At 67.6% G+C, this 16,094-nt stretch carries 18 protein-coding genes; 9 read left to right on the forward strand and 9 right to left on the reverse strand.

Annotation, left to right across the window (positions count from 1 at the left end; all coding sequences use genetic code 11):
* Window positions 1-51: 51 nt before the first annotated feature.
* On the reverse strand, window positions 52-486 hold the full coding sequence (locus tag AC1RJ9_RS05055) for a DUF488 domain-containing protein (RefSeq protein ID WP_492836560.1): 435 nt from the start codon (window positions 484-486) through the stop codon (window positions 52-54).
* Between the two features lie 73 nt (window positions 487-559).
* Here AC1RJ9_RS05055 and AC1RJ9_RS05060 point away from each other — a divergent pair, with 73 nt between their 5' ends.
* A complete protein-coding gene (locus tag AC1RJ9_RS05060; protein ID WP_492836562.1) occupies window positions 560-1,450 on the forward strand; it encodes an alpha/beta fold hydrolase in 891 nt (296 codons plus the stop codon).
* Between the two features lie 101 nt (window positions 1,451-1,551).
* Here the strand turns inward: AC1RJ9_RS05060 and AC1RJ9_RS05065 are convergent, their stop codons facing one another.
* The 6 genes from AC1RJ9_RS05065 to AC1RJ9_RS05090 form a co-directional block, all read right to left on the reverse strand.
* Entirely contained in the window at window positions 1,552-2,499 is a 948-nt protein-coding gene (locus AC1RJ9_RS05065; protein ID WP_492836564.1) for a thioesterase family protein, read from the reverse strand.
* 65 nt (window positions 2,500-2,564) lie between these two features.
* Window positions 2,565-2,750 (reverse strand): hypothetical protein, encoded by a 186-nt coding sequence (locus AC1RJ9_RS05070; RefSeq protein ID WP_492836566.1) that lies wholly within the window; start codon window positions 2,748-2,750, stop codon window positions 2,565-2,567.
* 44 nt (window positions 2,751-2,794) lie between these two features.
* Window positions 2,795-3,280, reverse strand: coding sequence for a transcriptional repressor (locus AC1RJ9_RS05075; protein WP_492836567.1), 486 nt, complete (start codon window positions 3,278-3,280; stop codon window positions 2,795-2,797).
* A gap of 55 nt (window positions 3,281-3,335) precedes the next feature.
* A complete protein-coding gene (locus AC1RJ9_RS05080; protein ID WP_492836569.1) occupies window positions 3,336-4,109 on the reverse strand; it encodes an acid phosphatase in 774 nt (257 codons plus the stop codon).
* A gap of 62 nt (window positions 4,110-4,171) precedes the next feature.
* Window positions 4,172-5,224 carry a 1,9-bis(guanidino)-5-aza-nonane synthase gene (locus AC1RJ9_RS05085; RefSeq protein WP_492836571.1) on the reverse strand — a complete coding sequence of 351 codons (1,053 nt, stop codon included), beginning with the start codon at window positions 5,222-5,224 and terminating at the stop codon, window positions 4,172-4,174.
* Between the two features lie 274 nt (window positions 5,225-5,498).
* The gene (locus AC1RJ9_RS05090) at window positions 5,499-6,770 is read right to left on the reverse strand and encodes a type III PLP-dependent enzyme (RefSeq protein ID WP_492836573.1); all 1,272 of its coding nucleotides are present in this window, start codon (window positions 6,768-6,770) and stop codon (window positions 5,499-5,501) included.
* A gap of 236 nt (window positions 6,771-7,006) precedes the next feature.
* Here AC1RJ9_RS05090 and phnC point away from each other — a divergent pair, with 236 nt between their 5' ends.
* The 7 genes from phnC (at window position 7,007) to AC1RJ9_RS05125 (ending at window position 12,992) form a co-directional block, all read left to right on the forward strand.
* Window positions 7,007-7,816 carry a phosphonate ABC transporter ATP-binding protein gene (phnC, locus tag AC1RJ9_RS05095; protein WP_492836575.1) on the forward strand — a complete coding sequence of 270 codons (810 nt, stop codon included), beginning with the start codon at window positions 7,007-7,009 and terminating at the stop codon, window positions 7,814-7,816.
* Window positions 7,813-8,838 (forward strand): phosphate/phosphite/phosphonate ABC transporter substrate-binding protein, encoded by a 1,026-nt coding sequence (gene phnD, locus AC1RJ9_RS05100; protein ID WP_492836577.1) that lies wholly within the window; start codon window positions 7,813-7,815, stop codon window positions 8,836-8,838. The genes phnC and phnD overlap by 4 nt, the downstream gene beginning before the upstream one ends.
* 8 nt (window positions 8,839-8,846) lie before the next feature.
* Window positions 8,847-9,680: a phosphonate ABC transporter, permease protein PhnE gene (gene phnE / locus AC1RJ9_RS05105; protein ID WP_492836579.1), complete on the forward strand. Its 834-nt coding sequence runs from the start codon at window positions 8,847-8,849 to the stop codon at window positions 9,678-9,680.
* A gap of 215 nt (window positions 9,681-9,895) precedes the next feature.
* Entirely contained in the window at window positions 9,896-11,206 is a 1,311-nt protein-coding gene (locus tag AC1RJ9_RS05110) for a hemolysin family protein (protein ID WP_492836581.1), read from the forward strand.
* A 22-nt stretch (window positions 11,207-11,228) separates the two neighbouring features.
* Window positions 11,229-11,852, forward strand: coding sequence for a DsbA family protein (locus AC1RJ9_RS05115; RefSeq protein WP_492836583.1), 624 nt, complete (start codon window positions 11,229-11,231; stop codon window positions 11,850-11,852).
* Window positions 11,853-11,862: 10 nt separating this feature from the next.
* The gene (locus AC1RJ9_RS05120; protein ID WP_492836921.1) at window positions 11,863-12,315 is read left to right on the forward strand and encodes a hypothetical protein; all 453 of its coding nucleotides are present in this window, start codon (window positions 11,863-11,865) and stop codon (window positions 12,313-12,315) included.
* A complete protein-coding gene (locus AC1RJ9_RS05125) occupies window positions 12,312-12,992 on the forward strand; it encodes an HTTM domain-containing protein (RefSeq protein ID WP_492836585.1) in 681 nt (226 codons plus the stop codon). Before AC1RJ9_RS05120 ends, AC1RJ9_RS05125 begins: the two co-directional genes overlap by 4 nt.
* Here AC1RJ9_RS05125 and AC1RJ9_RS05130 read toward each other — a convergent pair.
* Window positions 12,989-14,080 carry a glycosyltransferase family 4 protein gene (locus AC1RJ9_RS05130; RefSeq protein WP_492836587.1) on the reverse strand — a complete coding sequence of 364 codons (1,092 nt, stop codon included), beginning with the start codon at window positions 14,078-14,080 and terminating at the stop codon, window positions 12,989-12,991. The genes AC1RJ9_RS05125 and AC1RJ9_RS05130 overlap by 4 nt on opposite strands.
* The gene (locus AC1RJ9_RS05135; protein WP_492836589.1) at window positions 14,080-14,922 is read right to left on the reverse strand and encodes a UDP-2,3-diacylglucosamine diphosphatase; all 843 of its coding nucleotides are present in this window, start codon (window positions 14,920-14,922) and stop codon (window positions 14,080-14,082) included. Before AC1RJ9_RS05135 ends, AC1RJ9_RS05130 begins: the two co-directional genes overlap by 1 nt.
* Before the next feature lie 293 nt (window positions 14,923-15,215).
* Here AC1RJ9_RS05135 and AC1RJ9_RS05140 point away from each other — a divergent pair, with 293 nt between their 5' ends.
* Window positions 15,216-15,845: a TetR/AcrR family transcriptional regulator gene (locus AC1RJ9_RS05140; protein ID WP_492836591.1), complete on the forward strand. Its 630-nt coding sequence runs from the start codon at window positions 15,216-15,218 to the stop codon at window positions 15,843-15,845.
* The last annotated feature ends 249 nt before the right edge of the window (window positions 15,846-16,094 follow it).

Below are 16,094 nucleotides of genomic sequence, written 5' to 3' on the forward strand. Positions count from 1 at the left end.
GGTCCCGGCTCTCCGCTTCGCTGCGGCCGGGATGACAAGTTTTGGGGAAGTTCAGAGGTCGATGACCTCGCATTTCAGCGTCTGACGAATGCGCTCCGCCACGATCCGCCGGTGGCAGCAGTTCGGATCGTCCTCGTAGCAGAGCAGGGCGATCCGTTTCGTCTTCGCCAGTTCGGTCGCCTGGGCCAGGGCCAGCACGGCCTCCGGTTCCTCCAGGTGGGCGTTGAAGATCCGGCGCATCTCGTCGACGCGTCCGGCCCGGGCCGCTTCCCGGCCGGGCTTCGGCGTGCCCAGCGGCCTCAGGTGAAGGTAGTCGACGCCCTGGTCCCTGAGGCTGTTCCCCAGTAGGGTCTTGGAGAAGCCCGCCTTGCGCGAGCTGGCCACGGCGCGGACGTCGACGACCAGCTCGACATCGGCCGCCTTCAGCCGCGCGATCATGCCGCCCTGCGTGTCGGTTTCGTAGCCGATGGTGGCGAGTTTATTCATATCGCAAGGCTCCATGGACGCGGGGTCTCCGCCAGCCTACCTTAACGCTCGTAACTCCAAGGGAGCCACGCCGATGGACGCGGCCGTCTTTCGCGAACCTCGCAAGCGCTCCGTGGCCGTACCCGGCGGCGAGATCGCGGCCCTGGAGTTCGGTCCACAGGACCGGCCGATCGACGTGGTGTTCGTCCACGCCAACGGCTTCAACGCCCAGACCTATCGCGTGCTGCTGTCGCCGCTGGGCGCGGGCCTGCGGATCCTGGCCATCGACCAGCGCGGTCACGGCGACACCACGCTGCCCGCCAATCCCGAGGGCCGCCGCTCCTGGCGCGACCTGCGGGACGACCTGACCGGACTGCTCGATGTTCTGGACGGCCCGCCGGTGGTGCTGGCCGGCCACTCGATGGGCGGCACGGTCAGCCTGCTGGCCGCCGCCGAGCGTCCGGAGCGGGTCAAGGGCCTCGTCCTGCTGGACCCGGTGATCATGCCGTGGCTGGCCACCCTCTACGCCAAGGCGCCCTGGACCTCGGGCCGTCTCTGGAAGCACATGCCGCTGGTCCAGTCGGCCCTGCGCCGCCGCGCGGTGTTCGACGACCGCGAGCAGGTGTTCGCCGGCTACAAGGGCCGAGGGGCCTTCAAGACCTGGCCGGAGACCATGCTAGCCGACTACGTCGCCGGCGGCTTCGTCCAGCGCCAGGACGGCAAGGTCGAACTGGCCTGCGCCCCGGCGTGGGAAGCCTCGAACTACGCGGCCCAGGCCCATGACCCGTGGCGGGCGGTGCGGCGGGTCAAGGTTCCGGTGCGAATCCTCAAGGCCGAGAAGCACTCGACCTGCATGGCCGGCGACGGCTTCGCGCGGCGGGGCCGGAACGTGAAGATCGAGGTCGTGGCGGGGACCAGCCACTTCCTGCCGATGGAGCGCCCGGACGTGGTGCGGGACGCGCTGTTCGACATGGCGACGGGATAGGGGCCGAAACCTCGTCCTTCGACAGGCTCAGGATGAGGTTTCTAATGCGACGCTGAACTAGCCCTCATCCTGAGCTTGTCGAAGGACGAGGGCGGGCCACCCTACAGCGCCAACCCCTCCACCTCATGCTTGCTCAACGCCGCCCGCGCCGCGTCCGTCACTGGGACCACCTTGCGCGCCTCCAGGTCGAAGGTGATCGCCACCGCTTCGGACGTGCCCCAGGGCTGTCCCGTCGCCGGGTCCAGCATCCAGTGGGCCATGCGCATGGTGCGCGCGTCCGTGCCGATCAGGCCCGAGCGGATCTCGACGCGGTCGCCGGGCCGGGGCCAGGCCAGGTAGGCGATCCGGTACTCCAGGACCGCGCCCCCATAGCGCGTGGGCTTGGGCTCGGCGTGGTCGACCACGACGTCGCGGAACGGGTGGATGAACGCGCCGATGCCGTCGGAGACCCGGCCGATGAACTGCTCGGCGCGTATCCTTCCGTACACGTCGCAATCGGATGGCAGCAGGCCGCCCAGGCCGATCCGGGTGAGGCTCAGGGCGTCGGCGCGCTCCAGGCTGGCGGTCGGGGCGAACGGCGACAGGTCGATGCTGCGCGCGCGGGCCTTCTCGGGGATCGTGACCTTCAGCGCCTCGGCGCGCTGATGGGCGATCCTGGGCCAGGGGAAGGGCTGGCCTTCGCGCGGGGTGGCGTGGACCACGGTGGTCTGGAAGGTCGCGGCCAGCTCGCCCGAGGCCGGGTGGATCAGCAACTGGAGGAGCCTGGCCTCGGTCTCGCCCATCTCGATCACCCCGCCCAGCATGGTCAGCGGCGCGCCGGCGTGGGCTTCGCGCAGGAAGCGGATGTGGTGCTCCTTGACCAGCAGCGTGGCGTTGGCGTGCGGCGAGAAGGCCTGGGGCATGCCCAACTCGGCGGCCAGGCCGATCAGGCCCTCCTGGGCGCGGACCACGTAGTGGCGCACGTTCATGTGCCCCATCTCGTCGCAGTCCCAGGTGTTGACGCCTCCCCGCCAGATCTCGACGCCGGGGAGGGTCTCAACGGTCGTCATGGCGTCTCTCGCACGGTGTTGAACAGCCGTTCGAGCCTAGCGGTGTTCGACGAAGCTTGGCTAGCTCAGCGCTTGCCCGAGTTCTTGAAGGTGTCGCCGACTTCCTTGGCGTCGCCGCCATCGGGTCCGGCGCGCTTTCGCGATTCCTCGCCGGTCTTCTGGACCGCCTTCTTGCCGCCGAGCGCGGTGAAGTCGCCCAGCGGTTCGGCTTCGTTGGCCTCGCGGCCGTCGGTGTTGGGTTGGTCGGCCATGACGATCTCCTGGCGGTTCCAAGAGACAACCGGGCTGGGCGTAGCTAGTTCCGGCAGTCCGCGCAGAGGCCGTGGGCCTCGATGGTCACGGCGGTCAGGGCGTAGCCGGCCGTGACCCCGGCGGCGATGATCTCGGCGCTGGCCTGGGGCTCGATCTCGCGGGTCGCGCCGCAGCAGTCGCAGATCAGGAAGGCGGCGGCGTGGCCGTCGGCCTCCTTGCGGCAGGCGACATAGGCGTTGAGGCTCTCGATCCGGTGGGCGAAGCCCTGCTTCTCCAGGAAGTCGAGGGCGCGGTAGACGGTCGGCGGCTTGGCCGGTGGGCCATCGCCCCCGAAGGTCGAGATCAGGTCATAGGCCTTCACCGGCTGGCCGGCTTGCAGAAGCAGTTCTAGCACCCGGCGACGGGGCGGGGTCAGGCGCTGCTCCGCGGCCACGCAACGGGCCTCGGCCGCCTCGAGCTCGGCCGCGAGGCTCGCGCCGGCGACGCCGTGATTATGGTGATCGTGTCCGCAAGGAGAGCCGTGAGCCATGGCCAACAGGTAGAGGGCCGCGCGCGTGCGCGCAACCGTGACGGCGTGACGCGCCTCAGTACAGCGGCGCGCTCAGCAGGTTGGCCTCGGCCGTGCAGCGCGCGGGTTCGGGCGGCGAGCCCTTGGCGCGGGCGGCGTCCAGTTCCGCCCGCACCCCCGCGAGGTCGGCCTTGAACGCCTCCGAGCTCCAGAGCGCGGCGAACAGGGTCTCGGCGTTCGCCTGCCCGGCCTCGACCGAACTGGCGTTGTGGACGCCGCAGACGATGCGGCTTTCGCCGAAGGCCTTGGCGCGGGCCAGGATCGCCTGCGAGCGGTCGGGCGCGGCCTCGGCCAGCAGCAGGCCGACGGTCCAGCCCCAGGTCGCGTGGCCGGACGGATAGTCGGGGGCGATCGCCAGGCCCAGGCTGCGCTTCACGCAGATCGGACCGTTCTCGGACAGGTAGGGACGGGGCCGCCGATACTTGAGCTTGGGTCCCGACACCGCTTTGCGGACGTCGTGGCTCATCCGCAGCAGCATGGCGGCCAGCTTGGGATTGCTCTCACGGGTCGGGGTGTAGCCCAGCGCGCAGGCATAGCCTTCCAGGACCCGTTCCTCGACATTGTCGGCCTTTGCGATCGTCCAGCGCGGCGTGCCTTCCAGCTTGCGGGTGGCCAGGAAGATCTGGCGGTCTCTTTCCGCCGCCGGCGAGCCCTTGGCGGGTGGCGGGGCCAGGTGGTCGCGCGCGTCGAACTGGGCCTTGGCCAGGTAGCGGCCCGCCGGGGCGGTGTCGCCGCCGAGCGTGGCGCAGCCGGTAACGAGCAAGGCGGCGGCAAGGACCAGAACGCGCATATGAAAAAGGGCCCCCGGAGCGATTCCGGGGACCCTGCATTTTCACTGGAGTCGGATCAAGCTTACTTGCCGAACAGCTTGTTCCAGCGCGGCTTCTCGCGGCCCTTCCAGGCTTCGCGGTGATAGGCGTCGCTGGCGATCAGCGGCACCACCGTGGTGGCTTCGGCGAAGACCATCTGTTCGTAGGTGGTGTTCACCTTGCCCCACGAAGCGGCTTCCTTCAGCGTCGACGACGAGCAGGCGCCGTCGCGGACGTCGGCGACCGTGATCTGGATGGCGTACTTGTGCATGTCGGCCTCGACGCCGAGGATCTCGGCGCAGACGACGGTGTCCTGGGCGAAGTTCTTGGGCACGCCGCCGCCGACCATGAACAGGCCCGTGGTGCCGGCCGCGATCTTGATGTCGGTCAGTTCGCGGAAGTCCGCGACCGCGTCGATCATCAGATAGGGCTGCTTGGCGGCGATCTTTTCCTTCTGGTGCTTGACCAGGCCAAAGCCCGCCGAGCTGTCGACGAAGGCCGGGCAGAAGATCGGCACGCCTTCTTCATAGGCGGTCTGGATCAGCGAGCCGGGCTTCTTGGCGTTGCCTTCGCTCAGCCACTTGCCCATCTCCCAGATGAACTCGCGCGAGGAATAGGCGCGCGGCTCCAGGCGGTTGCAGATCTCCAGGATCGTGTGATCGCAGTTCTGCAGCTCTTCTTCGTCGATATAGGTGTCGTAGATGCGGTCGATATAGTTGTCGCGCAGCACGTTGTCGTCGACCGGGCCGGCGGCCTGATAGTGCTTGAAGCCCAGGGCCTCGAAGAAGTCCATGTCGACGATCGAGGCGCCGGTGGCGACCACGGCGTCGATCATGCCGTTCTTCACCATGTCGCGGTAGACGTGCATGCAGCCGCCGGCCGAGGTCGAACCGGCCAGGATCAGCCAGGGCGAGCAGCCCTTGTCTTCCAGGGCCATGTTGAAGATGTCGGCGGCGCGCGCGGTGTCGCGGCTCGAGAACGACATCTTGCGCATGGAGTCGATGATCGGACGGGCGTCGAACGACGTGATGTCGATGTGCTCGACGACGTTCTGCAGCAGTTCGGCCTTGGTATTGTTCGGAACGGGAGCGTTCATCGCTTCGGTTTCCCTGACTTTGGACGCCCGTCGTTGGAATTGGCCGTCCACCGGGACGGAGCGACCGGTGGGGGCGATGGGATGGCCGCAGCGACGAAGAACGTCCGGCGGCGGGTGGGGTTCTAGGCCGATATGGCCAGACTCCCAAATCCCGTTTTCCCGGTGAAAGCCGGGACCCAGATTCATCCAGAGCGGCTCTGGGTTTCACCTCGGCCCCGGCTTTCGCCGGGGAGACGGGAATTACAAGGACTAGATAGCCGTCTTAGACGTCAGATCAGCGACGGCGCTTGCGCTTGCCCGCCGCGCCTTTGGGGCGCGAGAAGCGGACGATCTTGCGCTCTTCGTTCTCCTGGCGGACCGCCGGGATCGAGCGCTTGGCCAGGCCGTACATCGAGGCCATCGGCGCGTCCTGAACCTCCGCGGTCTCGGTCTCGCCGAAGCCGTTGAAGCGGGTCGACATGGCCACGCCATAGGCGCCCAGCATGCCGATCTCGATATAGTCGCCCTCGTCGACGCTTTCCGGCAGGTAGAACGGGCCGGGCATGTAGTCGACGCTGTCGCAGGTCGGGCCGTAGAAGCGGAAGGGCTTGAGGCCCTCTTCCACCACTTCGCCGCCACTTGGGCCGTTCTTGCGGTACAGCTTGACCGGGAAGGGCCACTTCATATGCGCGGCGTCGAACAGCGAGCCATACGACCCATCGTTCAGATACAGCGCGTCGCCCTTCTTCAGCTCGACCTTGACCAGCAGCGACGAGGCCTCGGCCACCAGGGCGCGGCCCGGCTCGCACCAGAGCTTGGTGCTCTCGTGAACCATCATCTCGGCGAAGCCGCGGTCGATGGCCGCCAGGTACTCGGAGAGATCTGGCGGGACCATGCCTGGATAGATCGACGGGAAGCCGCCGCCGACATCGACGACATCGGCCAGCACGCCGGCGCGGACCAGGGCGCGCGAGGCCTGGGCCATCGACGCCTGATAGGCGGTGGGCCGCATGCACTGGCTGCCGACGTGGAAGCTGAGGCCCATCAGGTCCTGGGTGGCGCGGCGCGCGGCCAGCAGCAGGCCCGGGGCGTTGTGCGGCTCGACGCCGAACTTGCCCGACAGGCTGTAGGCCGCGCCCTCGGCCTGCACGCCCATGCGGACGATCAGGTTGAGGTCCTTGGCCTGGCCGGTGGCGTCCAGGATCTTGGCCAGCTCTTCGTGGGTGTCGAACGAGAAGGTCTTCACGCCATGGTCGAAATAGGCGGCCGAGATGGCCACCCGGCTCTTGACCGGATGCATGAAGGCCATGCGCGAGCCCGGGGCCTCGTTGGCCACGAGTTCGATCTCGTTCAGCGATGCGACGTCAAACGACCGCACGCCGGACTGAGCCAGCTCGCGGATCACCCACGGCGAAGGATTGGCCTTCACCGCGTAAAAGACGTCGCCTTTAAATTCGGACTGGAACCAGCGCGCCGCTACCGACACCGCGTTCGGTCGCACGAGTGCGACAGGACGTTCCGGTGACCGCTCACGGACCAGGTCCAGGGGAGTATGGTACGTGTGCAATTCACGTAGACCCCTGCAGAAGTTAAACCCAGGCCGGCGTTAGCAGCGCTTATGAGGACTTCGGGTCCGCCGGAGCGAGCGAAATAGGGGCAATGGTCGGGGATGTAAAGTCCCTTTTGCGGCCCCGTTTCGGGACGGATTGATCCACGGGCCGTCACAAATCCATTGCTTACCTGCCCCAAACCGGAGAACGCATTTCCCAAGCACCGAAACCACGTTAAGGATTCGCCCCGACCATGACGTCGGACCCTGTTCTCTCGATCCGCGCCGCCTCCAAGACCTTCGGGTCTCGCCGCGCGCTGGACGCCGTCTCCCTCGACGTCAATCGGGGCGAGATGATCGCGCTTATCGGGCCTTCGGGCTCGGGGAAATCCACGCTCCTTCGCTCCATCGACGGCCTTCAGACCATCGATGCCCCTAGAGAAGGCGAAGAGGGGGGCCAGATCGAGGCTTTCGGCGGTCCCGTGCAGGCCAAGGGCCGCGTGTCGGGCGAGGTGCGCAAGGCGCGCATCCGCATCGGCTTCATCGCCCAGCAGTTCAACCTGGTCGGCCGCCTGTCGCTGTTCAGCAACGTTGCGCTGGGCTCGCTGGGCCGGATCCCGTTCATTCGGGGCCTGTTCGGCCAGTGGCCGAAGGAGACGCGCGAGGCGGCCATGGCGGCCCTGGCCCGCGTCGGCGTGGCCGACTACGCCGGTCAGCGCGCCAACACCCTGTCCGGCGGCCAGCAGCAGCGCGGCGCGATCGCCCGGGCGCTGGTCCAGAAGGCCAAGATCATTCTCGCCGACGAGCCGGTCGCCTCGCTGGATCCCGTCTCGGCGCGCAAGGTCATGGAGATCCTGCGTGATCTCAATCAAAGCGACGGCCTGACCGTTGTCGTCACCCTGCACCAGGTGGACTACGCCCTGCGCTACTGCGACCGGGTCGTGGCCCTGAAGGCCGGCCAGAAGGTCTATGACGGCCCGGCCTCCGGCCTGAAGCGTGAAAAACTCATCGATATCTACGGCCCGGAATTCGAGGACGTATTCTGGGAAGGAGCTCCCCAATGATCAGCCGCCGCTCGGCTCTCGTGATCGCCGCCGGTTTCTCGGCCCTGGCCCTGGCCTCGTGCGGCCAGAAGTCCGACACTCCGGCCGCCAAGGACACGATCACCTTCTCGATCCTGTCGACCGAGTCCGCCCAGAACATGGAAGGCTACTGGAAGCCGATCCTGGCCGACATGGAGAAGCAGACCGGCCTCAAGGTGAAGCCGTTCTTCTCGTCCAACTACTCGTCGCTGATCGTGGCCATGGGCGCCAAGCAGACGGATGTGGGCTGGTTCTCGAACCAGTCGGGCCTGGAAGCCGTGCGCCGCTCGAACGGCGAGGTCTTCGCCCGCACGTTCGATCCATCGGGCACCGACGGCTACAAGTCGGTGATCATCGTCCCGGCCGCCAGCAAGATCCAGACGATCCAGGACCTGCTGAAGTGCGACAAGTCGCTGAACTTCGGCATCGGCGACAAGAAGTCGACCTCGGGCACCCTGGCGCCGATGACCTATGTGTTCATTCCGGCCAACAAGAAGCCCGAGGAGTGCTTCAAGACCGTGCTCAGCGCCAACCACCAGGCCAACCTGTTCGCGGTGGCCAACGGCAAGCTGGACGCGGCGACCAACAACTCGACCGCCATCAATCTGTCCAAGGCGCGCGGCGAGGGCGTCACCGACCGGATCCGCGTGATCTGGGAATCGCCGACCCTGCCGGAAGACCCGATCGTCTGGCGCAAGGATCTCGACCCGGTCGTGAAGGAAAAGCTGCGCCAGTTCTTCCTGACCTACGCCCAGGGCGACACGCCGGCGGCCCAGCAGCAGCGCGGCTATCTGAAGAAGCTGTCGATCGGCGGGTTCAAGCCGGCTGACGACACCCACCTGCTGGTGGTGCGCGAAATGGAAGCCACCGAGCAGCTGGGCCTGGCCCGCGAGTCGGGCGACCAGGCCAAGATCGCCGCGGCCCAGAAGACGCTGGAGGGCGTCAAGGCCGAACGCGTCGCGGCCGAGGGCAAGGCGGGCGTCGCCGCGACGCCGGCCAACTGAGGTCCTCGATGAGCGACGCCGTCAAAAGTGATGGGGGCATCCCGGCGCCGCCCAAGCGCTCGGCCTCGGCCCTGGCCTTCGACACCCTGCTATGGGGCGGGGTGATCCTGCTTCTGATCGTCAGCTTCAGGCCGGCCGAGATCGACAAGTTCCCGCAGCTGTTCACCGACACCGAGCGGACCAGCGCCTTCGCCAAGTTGTTCTTCAAGCCGTTCACCGATCCCAAGCTCTTCATGTCGATGGAGTGGGGCCTGTTCATCGGCAAGATGTGGCAGACCATCCAGATGGCGCTGTGGGGCACGGCCCTGGCGATCGTCGCGGCCATCCCGCTGGGCCTCCTGGGCGCGCGCAACATCGCCCCGGTCTGGATCCAGCAGCCGGTTCGTCGCCTGCTGGACCTGATCCGCTCGATCCCCGACCTGGTCGTGGCCCTGATCTTCATCACCGCCGTGGGCCTGGGACCGTTCGCCGGCGTGATGTCGATCATGTTCAACACCGGCGGCGTGCTGGCCAAGCTGTTCGCCGAGGCCGTCGAGTCGATCGACAAGGCCCCGGTCGAGGGCGTGCGCGCCACGGGCGCGGTGAAGCTGCAGGAGATCGTCTGGGGCGTGATCCCTCAGGTGGCGCCGCTGTGGACCAGCTATGCGCTCTACCGCTTCGAATCGAGCGCCCGCGCGGCCACCGTGCTGGGCATCATCGGCGCGGGCGGCATCGGCCAGATCCTGTTCGACTCGATCAACGCCTTCCAGTTCGACCAGACCGGCTGCATCGTGCTGGTCATCGTCGTGGCGGTGTCGATCATCGACCTGCTGTCGCAAGTGATCCGTACGCGGCTGCTGTAGCACGGCGTCTTTCATTCCGATCGAGAAGTCCGGGGCCGCGCCAGTCGAACGCTGGAGTCCGGCCTGTTAAGCGGGCGCCGCGAGGTTTCAAGACGTGACCAGCGCCGCGGCTCTATGGGCCACGGCGTTTTTCTTTGTATAGTGGACCGCGCCGGGCCTCCCCATGCCCGCGCCGCGGTCGCCGTCCGGGCCCGCGTCCTTGACCCTGCAGGGCCATGATCCTCGTCGCGCTCGCCGTCGTCTTCCTCCTCGTTCTGTTGAACGGGGTCTTTTCCATGTCCGAACTGGCCGTCGTCTCGGCCCGCAAGGCGCGCCTGCAAGGCTTCGCCGAACGGGGCGACAGAGGGGCCAAGCTGGCCCTGGAGATGGCCGAGCACCCCACGCGGTTCCTGTCGGCCGTCCAGGTCGGCATCACCTTGATCGGCATCTTCGCCGGCGCCTACGGCCAGGCCACCATCGCCAGCGCGCTGGACCACTGGCTTGAGGGTTTCCCGCCGATCGCCAAATATTCCGAAGGCATCGCCACCACGATCGTGGTCATCGGCCTGACCTATGTGTCGGTGATCCTGGGCGAACTGGTGCCCAAGCGCCTGGCCCTGATGTTCCCGGACGTGATCGCCCGCCGCATGTCGCCGTTCCTGGCCATCGTGGCCATGGTGCTGCGCCCGTTCGTGACCCTGCTGACCGTGTCGACGGCCGCCGTGCTGAAGCTGATGGGCGTGCGCGACGAGCGCAACAACGGCGTCACCACCGAGGAGATGGAAGCCGTCCTGGCCGAGGGCGCCGACGCCGGCCTGATCGAGCCCGAGGAGCGGGCGATGATCAATGAGGTGCTGCGCCTGGGCGACCGCCCCGTCCGCGTGGCCATGACCCCGCGCCGCGACCTGTTCTGGGTGTCGCTGGCCGACAGCCCCGAGCAGGTGCTGACCGAGATCCGCGCCAGCGCCCACTCGCGCATCCTGGTGGCCACCGACGACGATCTCGACGGCGGGGTCGGCGTGGTGCTGAAGAAGGACCTGCTGGACGCCTGCCTGTCGAACGAACCCCTCGACCTCAAGGCCCACGTCCAGCAGCCGATCGCCATCCCGGAGACCATGTCGCTGCTCAAGGCCCTGGCGGTCTTCAAGCAGACCAGCCTGCATATGGCCCTGGTCGTCGACGAGTTCGGCTCGCTGCAGGGCGCGATCACGCCCCTGGACCTGCTGGAAATGATCGCCGGCGACTTCCCCGAGGACCACGAGGACGACGAGAAGCGCTTCGTCCGTCGCGAGGACGGCAGCTGGCTGATCGACGCCCGCCTCGACATCCAGGAGCTGAACGATCACCTGGGCGAGAACTTCGAGGCCGAGGGCGGCTACCATACCGTGGCCGGCCTGATCCTGGACCGCCTGGGCCGCCTGCCGGTCGAGGGCGAGCACGTCGCACTCGGCGCCTTCGACCTGGAGATCGTCGACATGGACGGCTCGCGGATCGACAAGGTCATCCTCAAGCCGTGCAAGCCGAAGAAGGGCGGGCAGGACGGCTGATCGGCCGTTCCCGGAGGATCGCATGCTTTTCCGTCACGCCATCGCCTTGGCCGCCGCTCTCGTCGCTTTCGCCTTTTCCGCGCCGGCCGGCGCCGCCGAGTACGGGTTCAAGGACCTTCTGCGCGAGCCGGGCGCGCCGCGCGCCGGGGCGGCCGATCCGGACGTCATCGTCGTGATGTATGCCGACTACAACTGCGGCTACTGCAAGCGCATGGAGCCGGTGCTGGCCAACGCCCTGAAGGCGGACCGGCGCCTGGCCGTGGTCCACAAGGATTGGCCGATCTTCGGCGACGTGTCCGAGCACGCGGCGCGCGTGGCGCTGGCGGCGACCTATCAAGGCCGGTACGACGCGGTGCATCGGGCTTTCATGCTCTCGCCCACCCGGCTGAGCGACAAGGGCATGGTCGACACCGTCGCCAAGCAGGCCGGCGTCGACTGGACCAGGCTCGCGAATGACCTGAAGGCCCACGGCCGCGATATCGACGCCATCCTGGCGCGCAATGAACGCGAGGCCGCCCTGCTGACGCTTCAAGGCACGCCGGGCCTGGTGATAAACGGCTATCTGATCCGGGGCGCCCTGTCGGAGGAACAGTTGAAGGACCTGCTCCAGAAGATCCGCGCGGCACAGCCGCGCCCCGCGGGCTAGGAGCCCGACGATCCCGACCCTGCCTGATCCCCTCAAGCTGCTGCTTCCCGCCCTGATCCCGTCGTGGAACTTCTTCGACGTGATCGCGCCGGCTCCGCGCGTCGAGTACGCTCTGCTGGCCTCGCCCGGCGACACCAGCTGCACATGGCGGGAATTCCGGCCCAGGCCCGAGCATGTCTCCATCGCCACCCTGCTGAAGCGCCTGGTCTGGAACCCGCGCTGGAACCAGACCCTGTTCGTGATGAGCTGCGCCGAGCGCCTCGCCGAGGACCGTACGCCGGCCCATAGCGAGGCCGAACTGTTCAAGCGCATCGCCGCCGATCTCGTCGCCGAGCCCCAGGACCCCGCGCGGCCGTGGCTGTGCTTTCGGCTGGTCTTCGTCAGCCGCGACGGCGAGGCGCTGACCGAGGAGGTCATGGTCCAGCCCGCGCCTCGGCTGCTCAAGGACATCGAGATCCGATGAGCCAGGAGACCGCCGTCCGCCTGACCGAGATCCTGCTGGCGCTGGCCCTGATCCAGCAGAGCCTCGAGCACCTGCGCGGCCTGCCCGGCGAGCGGCCGCTGTTCGCGGTCCGGATCCTGCTCTGCGTCCTGGTGGCCGGCGGGATCGCCGCGCCCTGGCCGTTGGTCGGGCTGGCGGGGCTGTCGCTGCTGATCCTTCACCGCTTCCAGGGGCCCTATAACGGCGGCAACGACCGCATGGGCCTGCTGGCGCTGTGGTGCCTGGTCCTCACCCGCCTGCTGCCCACGCCGGCCCTCAAGGAGCTGTCGTTCGGCTATCTCGGCGCGCAGCTGATGCTCAGCTACTTCATCTCGGGCGGGGTCAAGATCGTCAATCCCGACTGGCGCTCGGGCCGCGCGTTGCGCGACGTCTTCCAGTTCTCGGCCTATCCGGTCTCGCAAGGCCTGCGCCGGTGGGCGCAGCGGCCCCAACTGCTGCTGGTGATGTCCTGGGCGGTGATGGGCTTCGAGCTGGCCTTCCCGCTGACCCTGCTGTGGAAGCCGGCCCTGATCGCCGGCCTGGCGGTCGCGGCGACCTTCCACCTGGCCAATGCCTGCCTGTTCGGTCTCAACCGGTTCTTCTGGACGTGGCTGGCGACCTATCCGGCCATCCTGTGGCTGCAGGGACGGCTGCTCTAGGCGGCCGTCTTCTTGCGCAGCCGGGCCAGGCGCCGCAGCCGCCGCCAGAAGCGGGTCTTTTCCGGCTCCGGATAGGGCTGCAGGTTGCGGAAGAATTCCTCGGCGCACGAGCGCCACGAGAACTTCTCGGCGAACTTGCGGACCACGGCGCGGTCCAGGTCCAGGCAGGCCAGGCAGGCTTCCTTGAGGCCGTCGGTCTGGCCAGGCGCCAGCACGCCGGCATTGGAGCCGGGGATGATGTCGACCGGACCCGGGGCCGAGAACGCCGCCACCGGCACGCCGGCGGCCATGGCCTCCAGGATCACCAGGCCGAAGGTGTCGGTCAGCGACGGGAAGCAGAACACGTCCGCCCCGCCGAAATAGCGGGCCAGCTCGTCGCCGAACTTGGCGCCCAGGAACTTCACCTCGGGATACTTCTCGGCCAGCTCCTCGCGCTGGGGGCCGTCGCCGATGACGACCTTGGTCCCCGGCAGGTCCAGGCTGGCGAAGGCCTCGATGTTCTTCTCGACGGCGACGCGGCCGACATTGAGGAAGATCGGGCGCGGCAGGCCCTCGAACGGGTCGGGATCGCCTTCGACGCGCGGCTTGAAGATGTCGGTGTCCACCCCGCGCGACCAGGGCGAGAGGTTGCGGAAGCCGTGCTTGGCCAGCTCGTCGCGCATGGTCGGCGTGGCCACCATCAGGCGGCCCGACGGCTTGTGGAACCAGCGCATGTAGGTGTAGCCGGCCGCCAGCGGCAGCGGCAGGCGGGCCGAGACATATTCCGGGAACTTGGTGTGGTAGCTGGTCGTGAACGGCAGCTTCCATTCCAGGCAGATGCGGCGCGCAGCCAGGCCGATCGGACCCTCGGTGGCGATGTGGATCGCCTCGGGCTCGAACTGCTTGAAGCGCTCCTGCACCGGCTCATAGGCGCCGATCGCCAGCTTGATCTCGGGATAGGTCGGCAGCGGGAAGGTCGGGAACTGTTCGGGGCTGACGACGTCGACCTCGTGGCCCATCAGGCGCAGTTCCTCGACCACCCGGGTCAGGGTCCGGACCACCCCGTTGACTTGAGGCTCCCAGGCGTCGGTCGCAAGCAGAATTCGCATCAGGCGGCGGCGGGCTCCGGCAACGGCTCGTCGGCGGCTTCAGCGGCTTGAGGCGCGATCGAACGGGCGCGGTCGATCACCGACCACGAGCGCAGCTTGGCCCATTCCAGGATCTCGAGATGGCCGTCGGCGTGCTCGGCCAGGGCCGTGCAGCTTTCCACCCAGTCGCCGTCGTTGATGTAGCGGACGCCGTCGATGTCACGCATCTCGGCCTTGTGGATGTGACCACAGATCACGCCGTCCACCCCCCGACGTCGCGCTTCGTCGGCCACGGCGGCCTCGAAGTTCTCGATGAACTGCAACGCGTTCTTCACCTTGACCTTCAGAAACGCCGACAGACTCCAATAACCGAACCCCAGGCGACGCCGCAGGCGATTCACCAGAGTGTTCAGCATGAGGATGGTTCTATAGGACCAATCCCCGAGGAAGGCGAGCCACTTGGCGTGCTGGACGATGCCGTCGAACTCGTCGCCGTGGACAACCAGGTAGCGCTTGCCGTCGGCCGCCTCGTGGATCACGTCGCGCGCCACGATCACCCCGCCGAAGTGGACGCCGCAGAAGTCGCGGATCCGGTCGTCGTGATTGCCGGGGACATAGATCACCTCCGTCCCCTTTCGCGCCATCCGCAGGATCTTCTGGACCACGTCGTTGTGGGCCTGGGGCCAGTACCAGCCGCTGCGCAGCTTCCAGCCGTCGATGATGTCGCCGACCAGATACAGCTTGTCGCACTCGACGTGGCGGATGAAGTCCAGCAGCAGCTCGGCCTGGCAGCCGCGCGTGCCCAGGTGCAGGTCGCTGATGAAGATGGAGCGGTAGCGGCGAACGGCGACGTCGGCGCTCATGTCGAAACCCCGTGTGGCGCCGCGAGATCACTCCGTCCCCGGATCGGAAGATGGCGGCCAACGGCAGGCGATTAAGCTGATTGCATGTCGCTTTGATGAAATGGAGCCGCGGCGGATTTACCGCGCGTTAAGCCGCCGCGCCCTCGCGGCGGTCCGCCGTCTGCCCGCGAAATGCGCAGTTTCGACGTCATTGTCAAAATTCTGGACCGATAAGCAATCCCTTTCGCCGCTTGGGGTTGCCCAGGCGCGGCAAGCCTGTTGCGGTGCAGCATCGCGGGGACTAGATCACCGGCATGGACGCCGCCCGCCTCGCCAAGGACACGCCGAAATCCCAGAAGACCCGCGCGCGGATTCTGGACCAGGCGATGCGCCTGATCGCCGAGATCGGCTACCACGCCGCCACCAACCCGGTGATCGCCGACGCCGCCGGCCTGACGCGCGGGGCGATGCTCTATCACTTCCCCACCCGCGAGGCCCTGGTCGAGGCCGCCGTGGCCCACATCCAGGCCGAGCGCTCGACCCTGTTCCGCGCCGCCGCCGAGAACCTGCCCGCCGGCGCCGACGTCACCGAGCACGCGATCGACAGCTACTGGGACCTGCTGCACAGCGTGCCGTTCCTGGCCTTCGGCGAGCTGGAGGACGCCGGCCGCACCGACCCGGCCATCCACGCCCTGCTGGCCCCCGCCCAGGCCGAGTTCGACCGCGCCCAGGCCGGCGACCACTTCCTGAAGATCCTCCACGCCGGGGCGGGTCCGAGGTTCCAGGCCAGCCGCGACCTGGCGCGCTTCATGCTGGAGGGCCTGGCGAGAACGACCCTGACCTACGACAAGGACGGCCGCAAAGAGCGCCTGCTGATGCTGATCAAGCGGGCCACGCACATGCTGAACAGGAAGGGCGATGTGCAGGATTTGTGGCCGGAGTAGGGGGGCGGGCGAAGGTTCATCTGCGCCCGGGAATGGGCGCGATCGACCCGCGCCGCTCGAGTGTCACTTCTACCGAACCGCGGGCACAGCCAACGTGGTGCTTCCTCTGAAAAGTGTCGGCGACAGCGTAACGTTGCCCCGGAGAGTCTGGCAGTCGTAGTTGTGACTTCAACCATCACTAGATTGGGTGATGCCTCGACCCGATAGGGTTGCCATCGTGAGTGAGCTACGCCACAGCTATGGTCAAGC

It is taken from the genome of Caulobacter sp. GW822-FHT07D08 (genome assembly GCF_058798735.1).

What these genes read in the sequence shown, in the direction of transcription:
- AC1RJ9_RS05075 (WP_492836567.1), bottom strand. Translation starts at nt 3,280, where the DNA reads ATGGCTCACGGCTCTCCTTGCGGACACGATCACCATAATCACGGCGTC.
- phnC (WP_492836575.1), top strand. Translation starts at nt 7,007, where the DNA reads ATGACGTCGGACCCTGTTCTCTCGATCCGCGCCGCCTCCAAGACCTTC.
- AC1RJ9_RS05060 (WP_492836562.1), top strand. Translation starts at nt 560, where the DNA reads ATGGACGCGGCCGTCTTTCGCGAACCTCGCAAGCGCTCCGTGGCCGTA.
- AC1RJ9_RS05080 (WP_492836569.1), bottom strand. Translation starts at nt 4,109, where the DNA reads ATGCGCGTTCTGGTCCTTGCCGCCGCCTTGCTCGTTACCGGCTGCGCC.
- AC1RJ9_RS05065 (WP_492836564.1), bottom strand. Translation starts at nt 2,499, where the DNA reads ATGACGACCGTTGAGACCCTCCCCGGCGTCGAGATCTGGCGGGGAGGC.
- AC1RJ9_RS05110 (WP_492836581.1), top strand. Translation starts at nt 9,896, where the DNA reads ATGATCCTCGTCGCGCTCGCCGTCGTCTTCCTCCTCGTTCTGTTGAAC.
- AC1RJ9_RS05140 (WP_492836591.1), top strand. Translation starts at nt 15,216, where the DNA reads ATGGACGCCGCCCGCCTCGCCAAGGACACGCCGAAATCCCAGAAGACC.
- AC1RJ9_RS05125 (WP_492836585.1), top strand. Translation starts at nt 12,312, where the DNA reads ATGAGCCAGGAGACCGCCGTCCGCCTGACCGAGATCCTGCTGGCGCTG.
- AC1RJ9_RS05130 (WP_492836587.1), bottom strand. Translation starts at nt 14,080, where the DNA reads ATGCGAATTCTGCTTGCGACCGACGCCTGGGAGCCTCAAGTCAACGGG.
- AC1RJ9_RS05085 (WP_492836571.1), bottom strand. Translation starts at nt 5,224, where the DNA reads ATGAACGCTCCCGTTCCGAACAATACCAAGGCCGAACTGCTGCAGAAC.
- AC1RJ9_RS05135 (WP_492836589.1), bottom strand. Translation starts at nt 14,922, where the DNA reads ATGAGCGCCGACGTCGCCGTTCGCCGCTACCGCTCCATCTTCATCAGC.
- AC1RJ9_RS05115 (WP_492836583.1), top strand. Translation starts at nt 11,229, where the DNA reads ATGCTTTTCCGTCACGCCATCGCCTTGGCCGCCGCTCTCGTCGCTTTC.
- AC1RJ9_RS05055 (WP_492836560.1), bottom strand. Translation starts at nt 486, where the DNA reads ATGAATAAACTCGCCACCATCGGCTACGAAACCGACACGCAGGGCGGC.
- phnE (WP_492836579.1), top strand. Translation starts at nt 8,847, where the DNA reads ATGAGCGACGCCGTCAAAAGTGATGGGGGCATCCCGGCGCCGCCCAAG.
- phnD (WP_492836577.1), top strand. Translation starts at nt 7,813, where the DNA reads ATGATCAGCCGCCGCTCGGCTCTCGTGATCGCCGCCGGTTTCTCGGCC.
- AC1RJ9_RS05070 (WP_492836566.1), bottom strand. Translation starts at nt 2,750, where the DNA reads ATGGCCGACCAACCCAACACCGACGGCCGCGAGGCCAACGAAGCCGAA.